Below are 17,611 nucleotides of genomic sequence, written 5' to 3' on the forward strand. Positions count from 1 at the left end.
CTCTATGGTCGAACGAATCGGCACGTGTCCGTGTATCCACCGGTCCATCCGATCGAACAGCGACGTAGCGACGTAAGGTCCGAAATAAAAGCCGCATTCGCCCGATTGCCATCGTAGCGCGGATGGATCGACTGCCGATGCGCACCGCGATGCGTGACGACGATCGTCTCGTCGTCGAACGGTTCGAGCCATGCCGGCTGCAGTCAGGACCTGGCGCGGCGATGCTCGGCAAGCGCGTGCGATGGCAGAAACGGCTCACCGGCGCCCGTGTGGCGCGGGACGTCGTTCCAGCGAATCGCACATCGGCCACGGTCGCGAATAGACCGGTGCCAACGGCAGGCGTACCCTTGTCTATTCGCAGGTCATCGGGCACGCGTACCGCAACGCGGACTTGCCTATCCACGACTTGGACATGCTCTCTAGCTACTGCGTCGGCCGGTCTTTGCGTGCGCTGCTCAATGAAGGCCTCAATGGTGTGTGCCCGCTAGGCATTCGTTCGGGTGAACCGTCGTGCCGGCGCCGAAAGGATGGCATCCTCGGTCGCCGGAGCACGCCTGAGTCGCGCCGCCCAGCAGATAGTCGAGCAACTCGCGCACCGGACGGATTGCGTGGCCGAACGGCAATGTTTCCGAGCCGCGAAAGAACAACCCGCGCTCGACGTCACCTGAGAGCGCATGAGCCAGCCTCATATCAATGCAAAACTGCCCATGCTTGCCAATGCCATCGCGCAGCCCGCACTGCTGCAGACAGTCGAATCCGACCGTGCAGCGCCGCGGCTTGGCGGCCCGCTGCAGCTTCTGTTCCTTCTCGAGGTAGCTGGCCAGCCACGGCGTGCGCACGGCCCGCGCAGGCAAGCCGGCCACGCTCATGAACGTCACGATGTCCTCTGGCTTCGCCTCGGCCAGCACCTTTTTGAAATTCGGATGCGCGTCGCCTTCTTCCGTCACCGCGAATGCGGTTCCCAGTTGCACAGCGCTGGCGCCGAGGTCGAGCAGATGCCGGACCTGCTCATGACGGTGAATTCCCCCCGCGACAATCAACGGGATGTTCTCCGCCTCCAACCCAAGCGTCTTAAACCACTCGCGCGCGCCTTCCAGCACCTGCTGGAACGCATAGTTCGGATGGTCCAGCCCGTCGAGCGTTGGCGCGCCGAGATGCCCGGCTGCATAACGGGGGTGCTCGATCACAATGGCGTCCGGCAGACGGTTCCTGCGCATCCACTTTTTCAGCACCAAGCCGATACCGCGCGCATCCGACAGGATCGGGATCAACGCCACGTTCGGGAAGTCAGCGGTCAGCTCCGGCAAGTCCAGCGGTAGGCCCGCGCCCACCACGACCGCGCCCGCGCCGCTTTGACATGCCTGCGTGACGTACGATGCATATGAGGACACCGCGCGCATCACGTTGACCGCAACCAGGCCATTGCCCGAGGCTAGCTGCAATGCGGCCACCACTTCCCGGCGCAGTGCTTCCAGATTCAGCGAGTCGATCAGTTGCCGATCGCGCGAACGCCGGCTTTGCTCCATCAAATCCGGATGATGGCGACGCAAATCCACACTCGAGATCGTGCCTACCGCACCGAGCGACGCGACGGTTCCCGCCAGACGATGCGCAGACACGCCCACGCCCATGCCTCCCTGTACGATCGGCAACAGTGTCCTACCTTTGATCCTGAGGCGTTTGCATACGACATTTTGCACAAGCACGGTTGAACCTCTCGACGATGGCGGCAGCGCGCCCAAAATGGCAGTGTGCGGCAAACGCGGGTGGCACACTTTAATCTTCGTCAAGAAAATGCGCTGCCGGCTCCCATGCGTGGCGCCAGACACGAGCAGACCAATGCGTCACCTTACCGGAGCGCACCGACGAATGGGCCCGTATCCAGCTGTTTGACCTTATTTAGGTCTGACGTGGGGACGTAGCTACACTGTTTTAGTGAACTTCGCTTGCTGCTTTCGGATCGTTTAACAGGTGGCCACTTCGTCGCTCAAGGGCATCAAGGTTTCTGATTTTTCGCCATGGCACGGGTTAGCGTCGTGAGGCAGGGCGTCTTTTCGCTGGGTCCGTGGTGGGTTCGGCCAAACGACGCTGCACGCGCGGCATAGGATGATGGACGGATTCAGCCGCTACCTGCTCGCACAACGCGTCGAGCACGTGTATAGCACGTGGTGCGGAGACAGTGCTACACCAGTGAAGCGTTACGGCGCAATCTTGAACTGATAGCCGGTCAATCTCTGTTCAGATCGACGGTCAATGTAATGCCATTTGACAGACAGCCTGTCTTTTGGCTCATACACGACGATGAGTTAGCGGCGCATCAACGTCGTTTTGTTAGACTGCTGGGAGCGCTTGTCGCTGATCCGGCACGGTCGGTCACAGGCATTGATTGGCTCGATGCTAAAGCGCGACCCCTGCCCTCGCCCAGCGTGGACATCGCTATGGCACCCTATCGACTGACACGCCAGCAGAACCGCAAGGCCGCAAAGAAACCGACGCGCCAGCCTAGGAGTTCGTGCAGGCACGCTCGTTGCGCAATAGAAGGTGCTCCCTTTCATTGCCTTTTCTTGAGGAGATCGCTATGACTATCATGACCATCTGTGGCGCGCGTTCCAACCTACTCGACTGGATTGCCGGTGCGCTTGTCATCATTGGCACGCTGAACTGGGGGCTAGTCGGGTTGTTTCAGTTTGATCTTGTCGCGGCACTACTCGGCGTCGGATCGACGCTGACCCGTATTATTTACGTACTGGTGGGGTTGGCAGGGATTTATTGTCTGGTTAGGGCTTTTATTATGCCCAAGGTGACAGTGTCCGATAATGCGGACATACGTGATCCAAAATGACGCGCCCGCTCGCTGCTTTTGATTGTGAGCGATACAAAAGTGGCAAACGCACCACTCAGCAGCCCGTATTGGAGTGCAGTACACCCATTTAAATGGGTGTACATTTAATATGTTAGCGCGCCAGTGACGCCAATCATCGGGTTACCGCAGAAAACATCGTCAACGACAACCGAAACGCCGCTGGCCGTCACCGGCTAATTGTAATTTCACTGTAGTGGGAAAATCGATGAAGTAGCGAAACCGCTGGAAGCCTTATCTCGCTTGGCGCGCCCGGCTGGGATCGAACCCGCAACCCCTGCCTTCGGAGTTCTCCCGGCGGCCGGCCTATCTTTATAGATCGACGTTTTGCATAACTCGCGTACTGCAAAACCGACTCTATTCAAGTCCGATTACCGCTATTCCAGTCTTTTCAAGGTGCACTTTAGCTACACCCTGATGTCTGTCCGTTAATCATTATACGTTTGTCCAGAGCTTGGTAACGTAACTGCGGATTGCCTGTGGAATCTTAATTGCCAAGCTTTTTAAACTAGCAAGTATCCAGCCATAATGGCTACACCGGTTTGCCGGCATTCGGACAGCAATCTCGCGGCGTCTGAGTCGGCTACTGGCTGGAAGCGCACCCGTTTCGGCCGTCGGCTACTTTTCTCCCGCGCCAGCTTGCTGTGGCTTCCCCACGACCGCGACAGTCAAGCTGCTAGGACAGGCACACGCCGTCCCTAACAAGTTTCATAGCTAACGCTACGCAAGCGCCTCAAACGCCGTGCAGCTCAGTGGCCGTTTTCAACATAGTGCTTTCGAGGCCATCCAGCCGTTGCACATGCTATCATTTTTTGCTATCGCATCTCAATGAAGGCTAAGCACGTCAAGACGCTAGAAGCGATCTTCCAAAAGCCAACGCCTGGCAGTATCGTATTCGCTGATATCCAATCACTGGTTATTGCGCTGGGCGGGGAAGTCAGAGAAGGGGCTGGCTTGCGGGTGGCCTTCGAATTGAACGGCAGCCGTCAATATCTGCACTGGCCGCATCCAGGCAAGGAAGCGAAAAAATATCAGGTGGAAGAGCTGCGAGAGTGGTTAACACAATGGGGAGTCAAACCATGATGAACGCAATGGCGTACAAAGGATATTTAGCGCGGGTCGAGTTTGATCCGCGCGACGAAATCTTTGTGGGCCGTGTACTGGGCGTCGCAGACCGCATCAGCTTCCACGGCGAGACAGTTAACGAGTTAACTGCGGCTTTTCATGAGGCCATTGATCATTATCTCGAGGATTGTGCGAAGGCGGGTCGTGATCCACAAAAGCCGGCATCGGGTAAGTTGATGCTACGGATTCGTCCCGAAGTGCATGCGGCGGTTGGCGTGGCTGAGCTCCCACCAGCAACCACCGACAACTATCCCACCAATCACTAACAGCAACACTGACATTAAATCGGCTTTACCGGCGTCGATCAAAGGTTGATTCGCGAGCGACTGCTAGCTCATATAGGTGAGCGACTGCTGGCCCCTATATGTCGATAATTGGCTGCTTTTGCATACCATGCCCCCTAGCTGGCCAACCCGCTACTCCTGCTCGGCACGCCAACGGCTGTACGCCGTCATAGCTTGGCCTAAGGTCCTAATCGACAACGCGTTATCCGCCTAAAATCTAGCAATTGCGGCTCATGATTATATTTATCCGCGCGCTGTCAGCTACCTTCCGGCGCAGCATCGCTTTGCGCTGCGTGTGTCTAACCTCTTGCTGGACTTGTAAATGGACTTCGATCTCAATGCTGCTTTAAACCATCAGCAGGCCTACATCTGCGCGTTGGACGCATGCCCGCAACCCGCCGCGTCACCGTCAAGCAGTACCTTGGCTAACACGTTGACCAGCCGGCCCACGGCATTCCACGACCTGCCAGCCGAAATTGTCCAACAAGTGGCCGACCAGATGCCGGCCAACGACATCGGCAATCTGTCAATGGTGAACAGCCAGACCTATCACGCACTGCAAGAAAGGCGACTAGTCTGGCTTTGTCGCAAACGCATTTCCCATATCGGCCCGGTGGACCCCATAGGGACGGGGATACACAATCGAGCGGCGGTACAACAGTTGTTGGCCGAAATTGAGCGTATTCGCGCCGAACCCGTGCGCGCTGAGCTGCTTCAGACGCTATGGCAACGGGCAAAAGGACAGTATGAAGTGAAGCCCGAGGTATTCAAAGCGATTTTTCAAGCCGCGGGCCGCTTGCCAAAGCAAGGCTTGCAGGTACAAAAAGACATGATTCGGAGCATACTTGGGACGCCACTTCAGTACCAGCACAATCTGTATAAGTTCGTATATGCAGACGCCAAGCGACGCTCTCCCGAACAAGGGAGCACCTGGGGCGCCGTTGCATCGATGCTGCCATACTACGGTCGTATACCACCAATGTGGCTTGACGCATCGCAGATTGAAAGCAAATATCGGGCTTTTCTAAACCAGCTCCCTGCGTTAAACCCGTCTGAACAGGCGGAACTGATAACGGTATTAGCCGAAGTGCTAGCCGCATTCTCTTTATCGGGCTCGTCATTCGACTATTTTGCTTATCGTTATGATCTTGCGAGCGCGACGATCCTTGAATTGTACGAAACACTGTTCCAATGGATGCAACGCCTGCCAGCGTCGCATCGGGGCGCGCCGATCGGCGCACTAGCCAATCGAGTATCGATGCTGCCAGAGGCACAAAGGCCAGTGTACTTCGCTCATCTGCGGCATTTGACGCAGTCACTGCCAGATCATCAACTAGGTAGCGCGTTACGCTACCTGCCGGGTGCTTTAGTACGGGTGATACCACCAGATCAGCATGCGTATGAGCTTTCGCTGCTCGAACCCACCCTGCAGCGCGTGCCGCCTGCGCAGCGCGCATTAGCGACGCTCGGGCTGCTTGAAGAAACACCGCAGTTGAACGACGCACTATCAAAACAGGTATGGCAGCGCGCAATGCGTTTGCTCGATGGCAGCAATGGACCCGGCATCGTGAAAGTGATCCATCGTATACACATAATTGGGCTGAAATTAAATCAGCAGCGATGGGAGGACGCGAGAGCCGAAATCAAGGCCTTTTTCGAGCGTAACCGGTTTGACGAAGCTACGTACAATGAGATGCTAAACGATCAAAATTATGATTCGTTCCGCGATTATCCGATACAGATCCAGTAACTTGGCCCGCGGCATCCACGCGCATACGAAGCACCCTAGCTGCTAAGTCATAACAAAATTTGTATGGTATCTACCGCCATTTGAACAATGGGCCGGCGCATTACTTGCCCGACTGTGACCGGCCGCACGCCGAGCGGCGTTGCGCAACGTGGACCATACTATCGATATCCGGCATGCGCGCTGCTCGCCTTGTCCAACGCCGAGCGAGCGCTGATTCGCGAGCGGTTGCTGGCCATGTATGTCGGTAACCGAGCGCATGGCGTGCTATGCATTCTAGCGGGCACACATTAGCTTTCCGGTTTGGCGCACTCTCCCAGTACAACTGCATGAGGCGTCATCTTCCCAGGTTGCTATGCGGCGGATAATGGCATATGCATATGCCCAAGGGGAGGAGTACGCCATTTTGAAGGCCAGCCCCTATTGCGCTGGATTGGACGACTCTAACGCACTGAAAGCGTTGCTTTGCTGTCACTCGCGTGACAGAGCCTAGCTACCTCCCATGTGCTGGCGGGTCCGCTTGGCAAATGCATCTAGCGGATTGGTCTGCTGCGGCAGTGAATTGCGGCGCGTGGCGCCTGCGGTGCTGACAGTCAATCTGTCGCGCCTGCTCAGTACGCCGGCGACTATGCTCCATCGCAGCTTGACCTAATGCCCTAATCGACAACGCGTTATGCGCTAAAAATTTAATGATTGTGGCTCATGATCGTGTTTATTTACCTGCTTTCAGCTACGCTATGGCGCAGCATCGCTTCACGTTGCGTGCGTCTAATCTTTTGCCCAGCCTGCCGATGGACTTTGATCTGAATGCCGCTTTGAACGACTACCGGGCCTACATCTGCGCGTTGGAATCGTGCCCACAACCCGCCGCGTCAGCGCCGCCACGACAGCCGTCGGCCAGCGGTGCGTTGATTAACACGTCGGCCAGCAGGCCAACAACATACCAAGATCTGCCGCCCGAACTGATTGAGCGAATCGGTGACTACGTGCCCGTGCAAGAGGTGAGCAATTTTTCAGCAGTCGATCGTCGTACGTATCATACGATGCAAAGTCGGCGCCTAGTCTACCGTTACTGGCAACGAGCCAATCAGGTCACGAGCCTTGAGTCGATCAACCGCATTCTGGAAGAGATGGACAGCGTGCTGAAAGATCCGGCGCAGCACGTCGAACCGCTTGAGGCGCTGCGCCAGCGGTTGAAAGTGTTGCCGTGGGACGAGCAAAGCGAAGCCTTCAAGCGCGTGTACGCGGCCGCGCAGCGCATTCCGAAGGACGGCGTGCGAATACAAAAGGCGATGTTATGCACGCTTGATGAATGGCTTGGGCTCCAGCGTGCTGAAGCATTCGACTTCGCTCACGCGTTGGCCGAACAGCGCGGCCCCGGGCAAGGCAACGTCTGGAGGGAATTGGCGATCGCGCTGTGGTCTCTCCCATCCGGCTCGCTGAAGCTCATCGAGCGTTATCAGGTACTTCTGGCGCGGCTGCCGTCGTTGAGCGTGGCCGAGCAAGCAGAGCTGATCCCGAGCTTGTCCGGTCTACTGCGGCATTTTGATAGAGCAAACCCGAGCCTGTCCACGCTGCATGCGGTCTTGCGCGACCATGCCTTGCGCCTTCCTTCGTCTTATCAAGGCAATGCAGTCGGCTCGCTAGCGGTCAACGCAAGGGTTTTGCCCGAAGCGGAGCGGCTTATCCGTTACGCGCAAATGCGCGACCTGGCCTTATCGCTACCGGACGATCAGTGGGGCCTCGCATTGCGCCATCTGCCTGCAGGCCTCGACATGTTGCCGCCCGAGCAACGTACACAAGAGTTGGCCTTATTTGAGCGCCATTTAGCGCGTGTGCCGGAGGCGCAGCATGAGAAGGTGGCGCACGGACTGCTGTCAAGCACCCATTACCTGGATAAGGCGCAGTCACAGCGGGTGTGGCTGCAAGTGTTGAGTTTGTTCAATGGCCGGGGGGAGGCGGCATTATCGAGCTTACTCACCGGAATACCGCCGTATTACCTGCATCACCAATGGCGATTTGCCAGGCGTGAGGTCATCCGCTTTATGGAAGCCAATCAATTTTCCGAGGCGGCGCGTACCCGCATTCTGGACAGTGTGCCGTGGTGGCAAGAGTCATGGCTTAGATATGAGCCATCTTAACGGCGACGGTATGGAAGGCAGGCTGTGGTGTTCGCATCATAAGTGTCCTTGACACCGGTGGTACAGGCGCTTGTTTTGGCTAGGCGGTGGGTTGTTCGCGCTGCCGGCTTGTTGCACCAGTCGGATGGATACATACATACATTGAAGCCATGAACCTTTTTCTAGGCGTGGTGATCGATCGACGCTGATGGCTCACTGAAAACAAGCTGCGTAGCTTAAGCTTGCTTTGCAACACGGGTTGCATGACCTTGCTGATGTGCGAATCGGGACGCTTAGTGGAGGCCCCAGGTTTTGTCCCACCGCCCTACAATCACCCAAAGCAGTAGGAATGGACAGACCGTGACGTCCGTATTCGGTGGATGCGCGCGATAGGTTTTTTCCCAGACCGCGATATCGCGTTGAATGAACCCGGCAGCTTTCAGTCAGCCACGCATGGCCAAGCGATAAAGCACGGCGAAGCCACATTGCCTGATCGATGATCGAGCTATCGCATAATGCACCGGCTGTGTGGGCAGCTACGACACAGGCGAACACGTGCGCGCCGCTCGCGTACCCGGCAACATAGGCGACATGGATGCCAACGAGATGTGTCGCCTGATGCAGGTCGCCGCGACGCTCGCGCTCGAGTCCGAGTGCAAGAAAGCGCGTACCGGGAACTGGTGCTACGCCAGCGTGTGAACGATGCAGCGCGCAGTCTGCTGCTCGCGTATGCGACCGGCACCACGTTAGAACGTTAGACCATCTGGGTGCTCTGTTCGATGTCAAGCGGCTGCTTATTTCTGCCGGCGACCCTCAAGGCACCGTCGCGCACACGATCACGCACATCAAGCAAGTGACGCATACGATCGGTGAGACGGGATTCACATCAGCGCTTGAGCTGGAGGTGCGCAGTGGTCAAGCAGCCGTGTAGCCTCGTGCGCACGCGCGCAAAGACCGGCCATAACCGTGGCAACACAGATAGGCGCCGCGTCAATGGACTGCAGCGGCCCATCCCCCACTCACATAACGATCCATGCGGTACGGTCGCCGGCGCCACACCGTGATGCGCGATGTGCGCTACGCGGGTACCTTGCTAGCGTGAGGCGACGCAATCAATCGTTTGGGTATTAGCCTATCGACCTATATGCCTATCGGTCTATACGACTATCGGCCTATATGACTATTGGTCTATATAGCTATCGGCCTATATGCCACCATGAGGGAGCGAGCCCCTTCGCATATCGCAGTAGTTCAGTGTATCGCCTATGTTTATTTAGGCTGACCGCTGGCGTGGGGTCGCGTGCAGCCACCCACGCAAGTCGCGCCCGGCGCGTTGCCGCACGGCGTCAAGGCATCGCGCACATTCTGTAAATGCTCCATTGCTTCAAGCGCGGCCTCTAGGACGAGTCCGACCGACTTCATCGCGTCATCAATTTCGGCGCGAGCGGCGCGGCACACGTCGTCACACTCATTCAAGCAAAATCGCGTTGACAGCGCCGGAGCGCAAACTAGCGTCTACAAATAGGGCCGCCTTGCACGAAGCAACGCCTCGAAATAGACGCCCCTCGACTCGCTGAATTAGGCACAGCGGAGCGGAACGGTAGACGCTCCTTATTCAGTCTCGTCACGGTGAACGGCTAGACGCTGACCTGCCCCCTTGGTTAGGGCCAGCCGGCTTCTAGCAAAGTCCTTTTAAACCAGCTCCTGGAAAGCGGCAGGAGCATCCGCTGTTGCCCGATATTTCGCCGCAAACTGTGCGGGCGAAAGGTAATTCAGTGCGCTGTGCGGCCGTTGCTCGTTGTAGTCCTGGCGCCACGCGGCAATAAGCGCGCGAGCGTGCGCGAGACTCGTGAACCAGTGTTCGTTAAGGCATTCATCGCGGAACTTGCCGTTGAACGATTCGATGTAAGCATTCTGCGTCGGCTTGCCCGGCTGAATCAATTTTAAGCTCACCCCGTTAGCATACGCCCATTGATCAAGCGCCCGGCCCGTAAATTCCGGTCCCTGGTCCGTTCGCAGTGCTTTTGGATAGCCTCGGAAACGCGCGGCGCGCTCCAACACTCGCGCGACATACAAGCCGCACATGCCGTAGTCCACCACGATATCCACGGCCTCTTTGGTGAAATCGTCCACGATGGTCAGGCACTTCAGACGCCGCCCATTGGACAGCGCGTCCATCACAAAATCGATTGACCACACCTGGTTTGGTCCGCTTGGCAACGCCAACTGCTCGCGCTCAATCATGACGCCGTGGCGCCGTCGACGGCGCCGTACGGCAAGCCCCGCTTCACGATAAAGGCGATGCACGCGCTTATGGTTCGCCTGGATACCCTCGCGCTCCATCATCGCGTGTAATCGCCGATAACCGAACCGCCGACGCTCGTGCGCCAGTTCCACCAGGCGAGCCCTCAACACATCATTCTCGTGGTCCAGCTTCGCTTCGTAATGCAACACGCTGCGAGAAAGCCCGACAAGCCGGCAGGCGCGGCGCTCGGAGATATTCACCTTCTTGCGAATCGCCGCGACTGCTTCGCGCTTGGCTTGCGGGCTCAGGGCTTTCCCTTGACGACAACCTTTAACGCTTGCATATCGAGCATCGCCTCGGCCAGCAGCTTCTTCAGCCGCGCGTTCTCGGTTTCCAGCTCCTTGAGCCGGCGCGCTTCTGACACCTGCATGCCGCCAAACTTCGCGCGCCACGTGTAGAACGACGCGTCACTGAACCCGTATTGCCTGCACAACTCTTTGACCGGCCTGCCGGCCTCGGCTTCCTTCAGAAAACCGATGATCTGTTCTTCCGTAAAGCGCTTCTTCATGTTCGTCTTCTTCTCCGAAAACGAACTTTACTAAACTCCGGCCGGCCCTGTTTGCCGGGGGCAGGTCAACGCGACAGATAGATACGGAAGCGAAAAAGAAGCGACAATACTGTTTGCTACTGAGTTGCTACTGAGTTGCTACTGAGTTGCTACTGAGTTGCTACTGAGTTGCTACTGAGTTGCTACTGAGTTGCTACTGAGGGGCAATGGCCGGCCCCGAGCCCAAGCGACAACGCATGGCCGCGTCGCGCGCGATATCACTTATTCGATTTTTTTGCTTTTGCAGCACGCTCGGCGCGCAACCGCTTGATTTGTGCGACGGCACGCTCGATGTTCTCGGCAGTGCGCTGATCGAACGCTGCGCGCCGATGCTCTGCTAGACATTTAGCGCGACGCGGAACGGCAGACACGAGCATCGCACTCGAATTGAAGCAAGTCGACAAAAACGCGTGTAATGCTGCCTTGCCCGCTTCATTGAGGGCTTGGTAGCTTTCAATCAACTCATGCTCTTCGGTGTCGAATTCGCTGCCCGTCGCTGCTTCGCCAGCTTCGTCAGAAGCCTGTCTTGTGCCCTTCAATACATAGAGCAGGTCAACGCCAAGTTCCGCCACCGCGCTCAAATACTTGGCATCGGGTGACCTATCGTCCGATTCAGCCCGCGCCGCTCCCCGCGCGGCGCATACACGCGCCAAGACGCGCAGCAGCCGTGAAATGTCGCTGACGTTTCGCGAAGTGACCTACCAGTGCGATAACCCCGATTGCGGCCATACGTATATCGTCAATATGGAGTTTGCGCGCACTTTGTCGCCATCCGCGACGCCGGACTTGTCGCTGAGCTTGCCGCCGCCTCAGCGGTCACTGAGGCGTTTGACGTACAAGCAACGCACAAAAAGCGGCTGCAGCCAACCGGGCGTCGTGTTCGTCTCGCCTGTCGGTAGCACTTGTCACCAGACCGGCCACAGCACGCACTATCGTTCCCGACGCAGTATGGGATGCAATCTACGGAGACTCTCGCGATGCGTGGTAGCCTAATTGCCCTGCTGCTCTTAGCCGGTTGTACGGCACATCAGGCTCCGGCTTCCTCTATTATTTTCTTGATGCCTCCATATACCCTGTTGGAAGACTGCGCGCACGCGCCGCGCCCCGCCGGAAAAGCTATTGGAGACCTCGCGCAAGCCCTCATAGACGAACGCGAGCAGCTAGACCGCTGCAATGCAGACAAAGCTGCGCTGCGTGCATGGAAGTCCGGTGTAAATGAGACACGAAGTCAGCGGCAAGCGTGGAAATAGGTTTGCGCCACTTTACTTTGGAGAAGCCGTCAGCCCGCGGACGAACACCGACGCAACCGGCGGGTATTTCTACACATTTAAGTATCTCGGCGTGTTAGACACACCGGGCGGCAGCGGTACAATAGGGCGCTGCTTGGCTGCGCGTAACGAGTAGGCCGGTAAATTAGGTACACATTTAGGGGCACTGCGAGTCCGAAATTAGGCCATTCCGGGCTTTTTCGACACATAGTTTGTGCGCAAGATCGCGCTAACTCTTTGATTTTTATAGAAACTTGGCGCGCCCGGCTGGGATCGAACCAGCAACCCCTGCCTTCGGAGGGCAGTACTCTATCCATTGAGCTACGGGCGCATCGTATTGAAGGGCATCCGAGGAAGGCGGACGCCAAAACAGTCCAAAAGTATAACGCATCTCAACTGCGTCGTCTATTCGAAGCGCGGGAATGCCTACCCGGCCATTGCGGTCCTGCACTGATTCTTGGTAAACGCACGCTTAAGCGCGCGCGAAGCACCGTCACACCCCGTTTCTTTGCGTCTATAATCGATCGACAGTTGTTACCGGCAGCCGTTCTGGTAGGTCCTATCGTTCGCCACCACGCTTTACCGAATCCATTATTAGAGAGACGAGACAGCATGAGCGAAGCACACGAAGCCCCGATCAAAAATCCGAAGCAGCTCATCGCGCTGGTCATTGCCAGTTTTGCGCTCCCGGTCATCGTCATTGCGTTGCTCGTCAATTATGTGGACAACGCCACTCGCACCGGTGCCGGCACCGACGGTTTGTCGGACGAGCAGGTTTCCCGCCGTATCGCACCCGTCGCCCGCGTGGAGGTCCGCCCAGACCAAGGCCAACGCGCGTCCGACACATTGGCCGCGGCGCCAGCCTCGGCCACTGCGACGCCATCCACAGCGGTGACCAGTAGCAGCAGCGCGCAAGCCGCCGCAGCCGCAATCGCAGCGATTCCTTCCGCACCGCCGCCCGACAGCACCGCCACGTCCGCGAGCGCGGACGCCGCGCAAGCCGGCAAGGCGCTATACCAGCAGGTCTGCCAAGCGTGCCATGCCGCTGGCATAGCCGGCGCACCGAAGCTCGGTGACAAGGCGGCCTGGGCACCACGGCTAAAGGAGTCGATGGACACTGTCTACCACTACGCGCTGCACGGCAAAGGCGCGATGCCGCCCAAGGGCGGCTCGAATGCTTCCGATGCCGACGTGAAGGCGGCCGTCGACTATATGGTAGGCGCAGCCAAGTAGCCGAATCGGCAATGAGCGGCGCAATCCGACCCGTGCGCGGGCCGCGGGTCCCACGCGGCGCGTCGGCTGCCCGCGTCGCTGTGTTAGCATCCCCGGTCCCAGCGAACCACATCGTTCGACGCGACGCATCCGTGCAACGCGCGTCGTCGCTCTCCGCTACGCCCCATGTATGGCCTGAATCCCGCGCAAAGTGCCGCCGTCACCTATCTCGACGGCCCCTGCCTCGTGCTCGCCGGCGCCGGCAGTGGCAAGACGCGTGTCATCACGCAGAAGATCGCCCATCTGATCGAGGCAAAAGGCTTTGAGCCACGTCACATTGCAGCGGTCACCTTCACGAACAAGGCGGCAGCCGAAATGCGCGAACGGGTCGGCAAGCTGCTCGAGGGCAAAACGCTGACGACGCCTGGCAAGGCCGGCCGCAAAGTGCCCGTCAATCAGCTGACGGTATGCACATTTCATTCGCTGGGCGTGCAGATCCTGCGTCAGGAAGCGGCACATGTCGGCTTAAAGCCGCAATTCTCGATCATGGACGCGGACGATTGCTTCGCCATGATCCAGGAGCAGGTCGGCACGACGGATAAAGGACTGATTCGCAGGATTCAGTCGATCATCTCGCTGTGGAAAAACGGTATGGTCACGCCGGAGCAAGCCAGTGTGCTCGCGCAGAACGAGGACGAGATGCAGGCGGCGATCGTGTTCCGCCATTACGCGGCGACGCTGCATGCGTATCAGGCGGTGGACTTCGACGACTTGATCCGGCTGCCCACGGAATTGTTCCGCGACAATGAGCCGGTGCGTGACAAATGGCAGAACCGGCTGCGCTACCTGTTGGTGGACGAGTACCAGGACACCAACACATGCCAGTACGCGTTGCTAAAGCTGCTCGCCGGCTCTCGCGCGGCGTTCACGGCAGTCGGCGACGATGACCAGGCGATCTACGGCTGGCGCGGCGCGACATTGGAGAACCTTGCGCAATTGCAAGTGGACTTCCCCCGTCTAAAGGTCATTAAACTCGAGCAAAACTACCGCTCGACGGTGCGCATCCTAAACGCCGCGAACAGCGTGATCGCACAAAACCCGAAATTGTTCGAGAAGAAGCTGTGGTCCGAGCATGGCATGGGTGACACGATTACCGTGACGCCATGCAATGACGAGGAGCACGAGGCGGAATCGGTGGTGTTCCGCCTATCGGCGCACAAGTTCGAACGCCGCGCGCAGTTCCGCGATTATGCGATCCTGTATCGGGGCAACTTCCAAGCCCGGATCTTCGAGCAGGTGCTGCGCCGCGAGCGTATCCCGTACGTGCTGTCCGGCGGACAGTCGTTCTTCGATCGCGCCGAAATCAAGGACATCTGCGCCTATCTCCGGCTGATCGCTAATCACGACGACGATCCGGCGTTCATCCGCGCGATCACCACACCGCGCCGCGGCGTGGGTAACACGACGCTGGAGGCGCTGGGTTCGTTTGCCGGCCAGGCGAAGGTGTCGCTGTTCGAGGCAGTCTATATGGGCGGCATCGAGGCGCGGCTGTCGCCGCGTCAGGTCGAGCCGCTGCGGATGTTCTGCGATTTTATTCAGCGCATCGCGGCGCGGGCTGGCACCGACCCGGCAACGACGCTGCTAGATGATCTAATGGAAGCCATCCATTACGAAGCGTACCTGTATGACGCATTCGACGAGCGCCAGGCGCAGACCAAGTGGACAAACGTGCTCGAGTTCCTCGAATGGCTCAAGAAGAAGGGCACAAAACCGGAGCGCGACGCCACGCTCGGTGGATCTGGCGCGCCGCGCGGCGAGGACGCCGACGACGATGACGAACAACACGCATACGGCTACGATAATGCGGACGCACTGGCCGATACCGGCAAGAACCTGCTGGGTTTAATCCAGACCGTCGCGCTGATGTCGATGCTCGATGGCAAGGACGAGGACCCGGACGCGGTACGCCTGTCCACCGTTCATGCGTCGAAGGGCCTCGAGTATCCACACGTGTTTTTGGTGGGCGTTGAGGAAGGCATTCTTCCGCACCGCGGTGGCGCCGATGACGAGCCGATCGACGACGCGCGGATCGAGGAGGAGCGCCGCCTGATGTATGTCGCAATCACGCGCGCACAGCGCAGCCTGCATCTGAACTATTGCAAGAAGCGAAAGCGCGCGAGGGAGACGATCGTGTGCGAGCCGTCCCGCTTCATTGCGGAAATGCGTCTGGACGATGCGCCACCGCCGACGCCGGACGAAGCGCCGATGACGCCCAAAGACCGACTGGCGAGCCTGAAGGCGCTGCTGCAGAAACAGCCAGGCTGAACACCTTCACGTCATGCCGCGCATCACGTCAGCATTGAAGCAAAGAGGGGAGGCCATGCCGCAGCTTCGTGTCGGTCTGATTGGATAGGGTTATGCCGGCCAGATGTTCCATGCGCCGCTGCCGGTCAGCGCCCATGATGCGGCCTGGGTATCCTCGGCAGCGCGCCAGCCTTCGGCTTGTTGGATGGCTCATCGGCCCGGCCGTGATGACCGTGTTGATGACGTGGTGGCGCAATTAGGCTGATTGACACAGCGGCGTGCGTCGCGCACAATCGCCACGCGCGCCGGGAGAGCGTGCCGGCTTTGTGCGACGGATCACAAGCCGGTGCCGCCGAAGGGGCAACCCACAAACTCTCAGGCAAAAGGACCGTGCGCGCCGGACCGCCGACTCGTCGTCGCGCGCCGCGCCGCCCGTCGGCACGTATGCGCCAACCAGTCGGCACCGCACTCTGGAGAGCGGTAGTAGCAGCCGTGCGCGTGCCAACGCAGCGGCGCAGGCTACCCACCGAAGGGGCGCGCGCCGATGCGTGGCAGGCAAGCCGCGCAGCGCAATCTCTCAGGTACCGAGGACAGAGGGGTCATGCATGCATCCACCGCTGTCCGGATGCTCGTGCGCCTTTTTTGTGTTCGCGCTACCGAGAGCTTTCATGACTCAACTCAAGACCACCCCGCTCAACGCGGTTCATCGTGCGCTCCATGCACGCATGGTTGACTTTGGCGGCTGGGACATGCCAGTGAACTATGGCTCTCAGATTGACGAGCACCGCGCGGTGCGCAGCGACGCCGGCATGTTCGATGTATCGCACATGTGCGTCGTGGATATCGCCGGCGCTGGCGCACGGGCGCTCTTGCGCATGGCATTGGCCAACAATGTCGATAAGCTGCAAACGCCGGGCCGGGCACTGTACTCGTGCATGTTGAACGCAAGCGGCGGGGTGGTCGACGATTTGATCGTGTACTACTTCGCCGACGATGCGTTCCGCGTCGTGGTCAACGCCGGTACCGCGGACAAGGACATCGGCTGGCTCAGCCAACTCAACGCGGAAGGCAATGTCGGCGTCACGCTGACGCCGCGCCGGGACCTAGCGATCCTCGCCGTGCAAGGCCCGAATGCGCGGATGAAGGTCGGACAGGCCGTGCCAGCGGTGCAACAGCCGGGTGAAGCGCTCAAGCCCTTTAACGCCGTGCGCGTGGACGGCACGCCGTTCGGTGCACTGATGGTCGCGCGCACCGGCTATACCGGCGAGGACGGCTTCGAGCTTATTGTCGAGGCCGCGCACGTGCAAGCGTTGTGGCAGGCACTGGCCGCGCAAGGCGTTAAGCCATGCGGCCTAGGCGCACGCGATACGCTGCGGCTAGAGGCCGGCATGAATCTGTACGGGCAGGACATGGACGAAAACGTGTCGCCGCTTGACGCCGGCCTCGCTTGGACCGTCGATTCGTCAGGTGAGCGGGATTTCGTTGGCAGCGCGGCGCTGCGCGCGCAAAGTCAGCGCACAGCGTTCGTGGGCCTGGTGCTGGACAAGGACCCGCAGGGCAAGCCGGCGGGCATCCTGCGCGCGCACCAGAAGGTGCGCACCGCGCACGGCGACGGCGAAGTCACCAGTGGCACGTTCTCGCCATCGTTGCAGCAATCCATCGCATTGGCGCGCGTGCCGACGGCCGTGTCGGCCGGCGACACAGTCCAGGTCGTGATCCGCGACAAGGCGTTGCCCGCGCGGGTGGTTAAACTGCCGTTCGTGCGCCACGGCAAGCCACTCGTCTGACGGCGGCGCACCGCCACCGCCGAGCGCTGTTCGCCCGCGCTGCACCAGAGCA

Annotated in this window: 12 protein-coding genes, 1 tRNA gene, 2 pseudogenes and 2 riboswitches; of the genes and pseudogenes, 11 read left to right on the forward strand and 4 right to left on the reverse strand. The window is 59.1% G+C overall.

What is annotated here, in order from left to right; genetic code table 11:
• Nucleotides 1-467 precede the first annotated feature (467 nt).
• Entirely contained in the window at nt 468-1,631 is a 1,164-nt protein-coding gene (locus tag IHE30_RS12490; protein ID WP_337691125.1) for an NAD(P)H-dependent flavin oxidoreductase, read from the reverse strand.
• 947 nt (nt 1,632-2,578) lie between these two features.
• On the opposite strand from IHE30_RS12490, the gene IHE30_RS12495 reads away from it, so the two are divergent.
• From IHE30_RS12495 to IHE30_RS15230, 6 genes and pseudogenes are all read left to right on the forward strand, one after another.
• Complete coding sequence (locus tag IHE30_RS12495) at nt 2,579-2,842, forward strand: DUF378 domain-containing protein (RefSeq protein ID WP_337691024.1); 264 nt, start codon at nt 2,579-2,581, stop codon at nt 2,840-2,842.
• 846 nt (nt 2,843-3,688) lie between these two features.
• Entirely contained in the window at nt 3,689-3,943 is a 255-nt protein-coding gene (locus IHE30_RS12500; protein WP_337691025.1) for a type II toxin-antitoxin system HicA family toxin, read from the forward strand.
• Nucleotides 3,940-4,251, forward strand: coding sequence for a type II toxin-antitoxin system HicB family antitoxin (locus IHE30_RS12505; RefSeq protein WP_337691027.1), 312 nt, complete (start codon nt 3,940-3,942; stop codon nt 4,249-4,251). Before IHE30_RS12500 ends, IHE30_RS12505 begins: the two co-directional genes overlap by 4 nt.
• A 517-nt stretch (nt 4,252-4,768) precedes the next feature.
• Nucleotides 4,769-6,019, forward strand: coding sequence for an F-box domain-containing protein (locus IHE30_RS12510; protein ID WP_337691029.1), 1,251 nt, complete (start codon nt 4,769-4,771; stop codon nt 6,017-6,019).
• Nucleotides 6,020-6,753: 734 nt separating this feature from the next.
• The gene (locus tag IHE30_RS12515) at nt 6,754-8,157 is read left to right on the forward strand and encodes a hypothetical protein (protein WP_337691030.1); all 1,404 of its coding nucleotides are present in this window, start codon (nt 6,754-6,756) and stop codon (nt 8,155-8,157) included.
• Nucleotides 8,158-8,718: 561 nt separating this feature from the next.
• Nucleotides 8,719-8,962, forward strand: a pseudogene (locus IHE30_RS15230) (hypothetical protein); the annotation flags it as partial.
• 866 nt (nt 8,963-9,828) lie between these two features.
• On the opposite strand, the gene IHE30_RS12525 reads toward IHE30_RS15230, so the two are convergent.
• Together IHE30_RS12525 and IHE30_RS12530 are read right to left on the reverse strand one after the other, a co-directional pair.
• Nucleotides 9,829-10,949, reverse strand: a protein-coding gene (locus IHE30_RS12525; RefSeq protein WP_337688634.1) for an IS3 family transposase whose coding sequence is annotated in 2 segments (ribosomal slippage) — nt 9,829-10,691 and nt 10,691-10,949 — 1,122 coding nt in all. Because the reading frame shifts where the segments join, the coding sequence is not laid out codon by codon here.
• 257 nt (nt 10,950-11,206) lie between these two features.
• The gene (locus IHE30_RS12530) at nt 11,207-11,641 is read right to left on the reverse strand and encodes a transcriptional regulator (protein ID WP_337691033.1); all 435 of its coding nucleotides are present in this window, start codon (nt 11,639-11,641) and stop codon (nt 11,207-11,209) included.
• A gap of 19 nt (nt 11,642-11,660) precedes the next feature.
• Between IHE30_RS12530 and IHE30_RS12535 the strand changes: the two are divergent.
• Nucleotides 11,661-11,792 (forward strand): annotated as a pseudogene (locus tag IHE30_RS12535) (ogr/Delta-like zinc finger family protein); the annotation flags it as partial.
• A 173-nt stretch (nt 11,793-11,965) separates the two neighbouring features.
• Nucleotides 11,966-12,238 (forward strand): Rz1-like lysis system protein LysC, encoded by a 273-nt coding sequence (gene lysC / locus IHE30_RS15235; protein WP_443193667.1) that lies wholly within the window; start codon nt 11,966-11,968, stop codon nt 12,236-12,238.
• A 273-nt stretch (nt 12,239-12,511) separates the two neighbouring features.
• Here lysC and IHE30_RS12540 read toward each other — a convergent pair.
• Nucleotides 12,512-12,587 (reverse strand) — tRNA-Arg (locus IHE30_RS12540).
• Between the two features lie 281 nt (nt 12,588-12,868).
• On the opposite strand from IHE30_RS12540, the gene IHE30_RS12545 reads away from it, so the two are divergent.
• From IHE30_RS12545 to gcvT, 3 genes are all read left to right on the forward strand, one after another.
• Nucleotides 12,869-13,489, forward strand: a complete 621-nt coding sequence (locus IHE30_RS12545) for a c-type cytochrome (RefSeq protein ID WP_337691034.1) — start codon at nt 12,869-12,871, stop codon at nt 13,487-13,489.
• Between the two features lie 165 nt (nt 13,490-13,654).
• Nucleotides 13,655-15,793 (forward strand): UvrD-helicase domain-containing protein, encoded by a 2,139-nt coding sequence (locus IHE30_RS12550; RefSeq protein WP_337691035.1) that lies wholly within the window; start codon nt 13,655-13,657, stop codon nt 15,791-15,793.
• Between the two features lie 275 nt (nt 15,794-16,068).
• A riboswitch (glycine riboswitch) is annotated at nt 16,069-16,172 on the forward strand.
• Nucleotides 16,173-16,232: 60 nt separating this feature from the next.
• Nucleotides 16,233-16,376, forward strand: a riboswitch (glycine riboswitch).
• 64 nt (nt 16,377-16,440) lie between these two features.
• Nucleotides 16,441-17,559 carry a glycine cleavage system aminomethyltransferase GcvT gene (gcvT, locus tag IHE30_RS12555; protein WP_337691036.1) on the forward strand — a complete coding sequence of 373 codons (1,119 nt, stop codon included), beginning with the start codon at nt 16,441-16,443 and terminating at the stop codon, nt 17,557-17,559.
• Nucleotides 17,560-17,611: the final 52 nt, after the last annotated feature.

The sequence above is a fragment of the Mycetohabitans sp. B46 genome (assembly GCF_037389205.1).
In the GTDB taxonomy this organism is placed as follows: domain Bacteria; phylum Pseudomonadota; class Gammaproteobacteria; order Burkholderiales; family Burkholderiaceae; genus Mycetohabitans.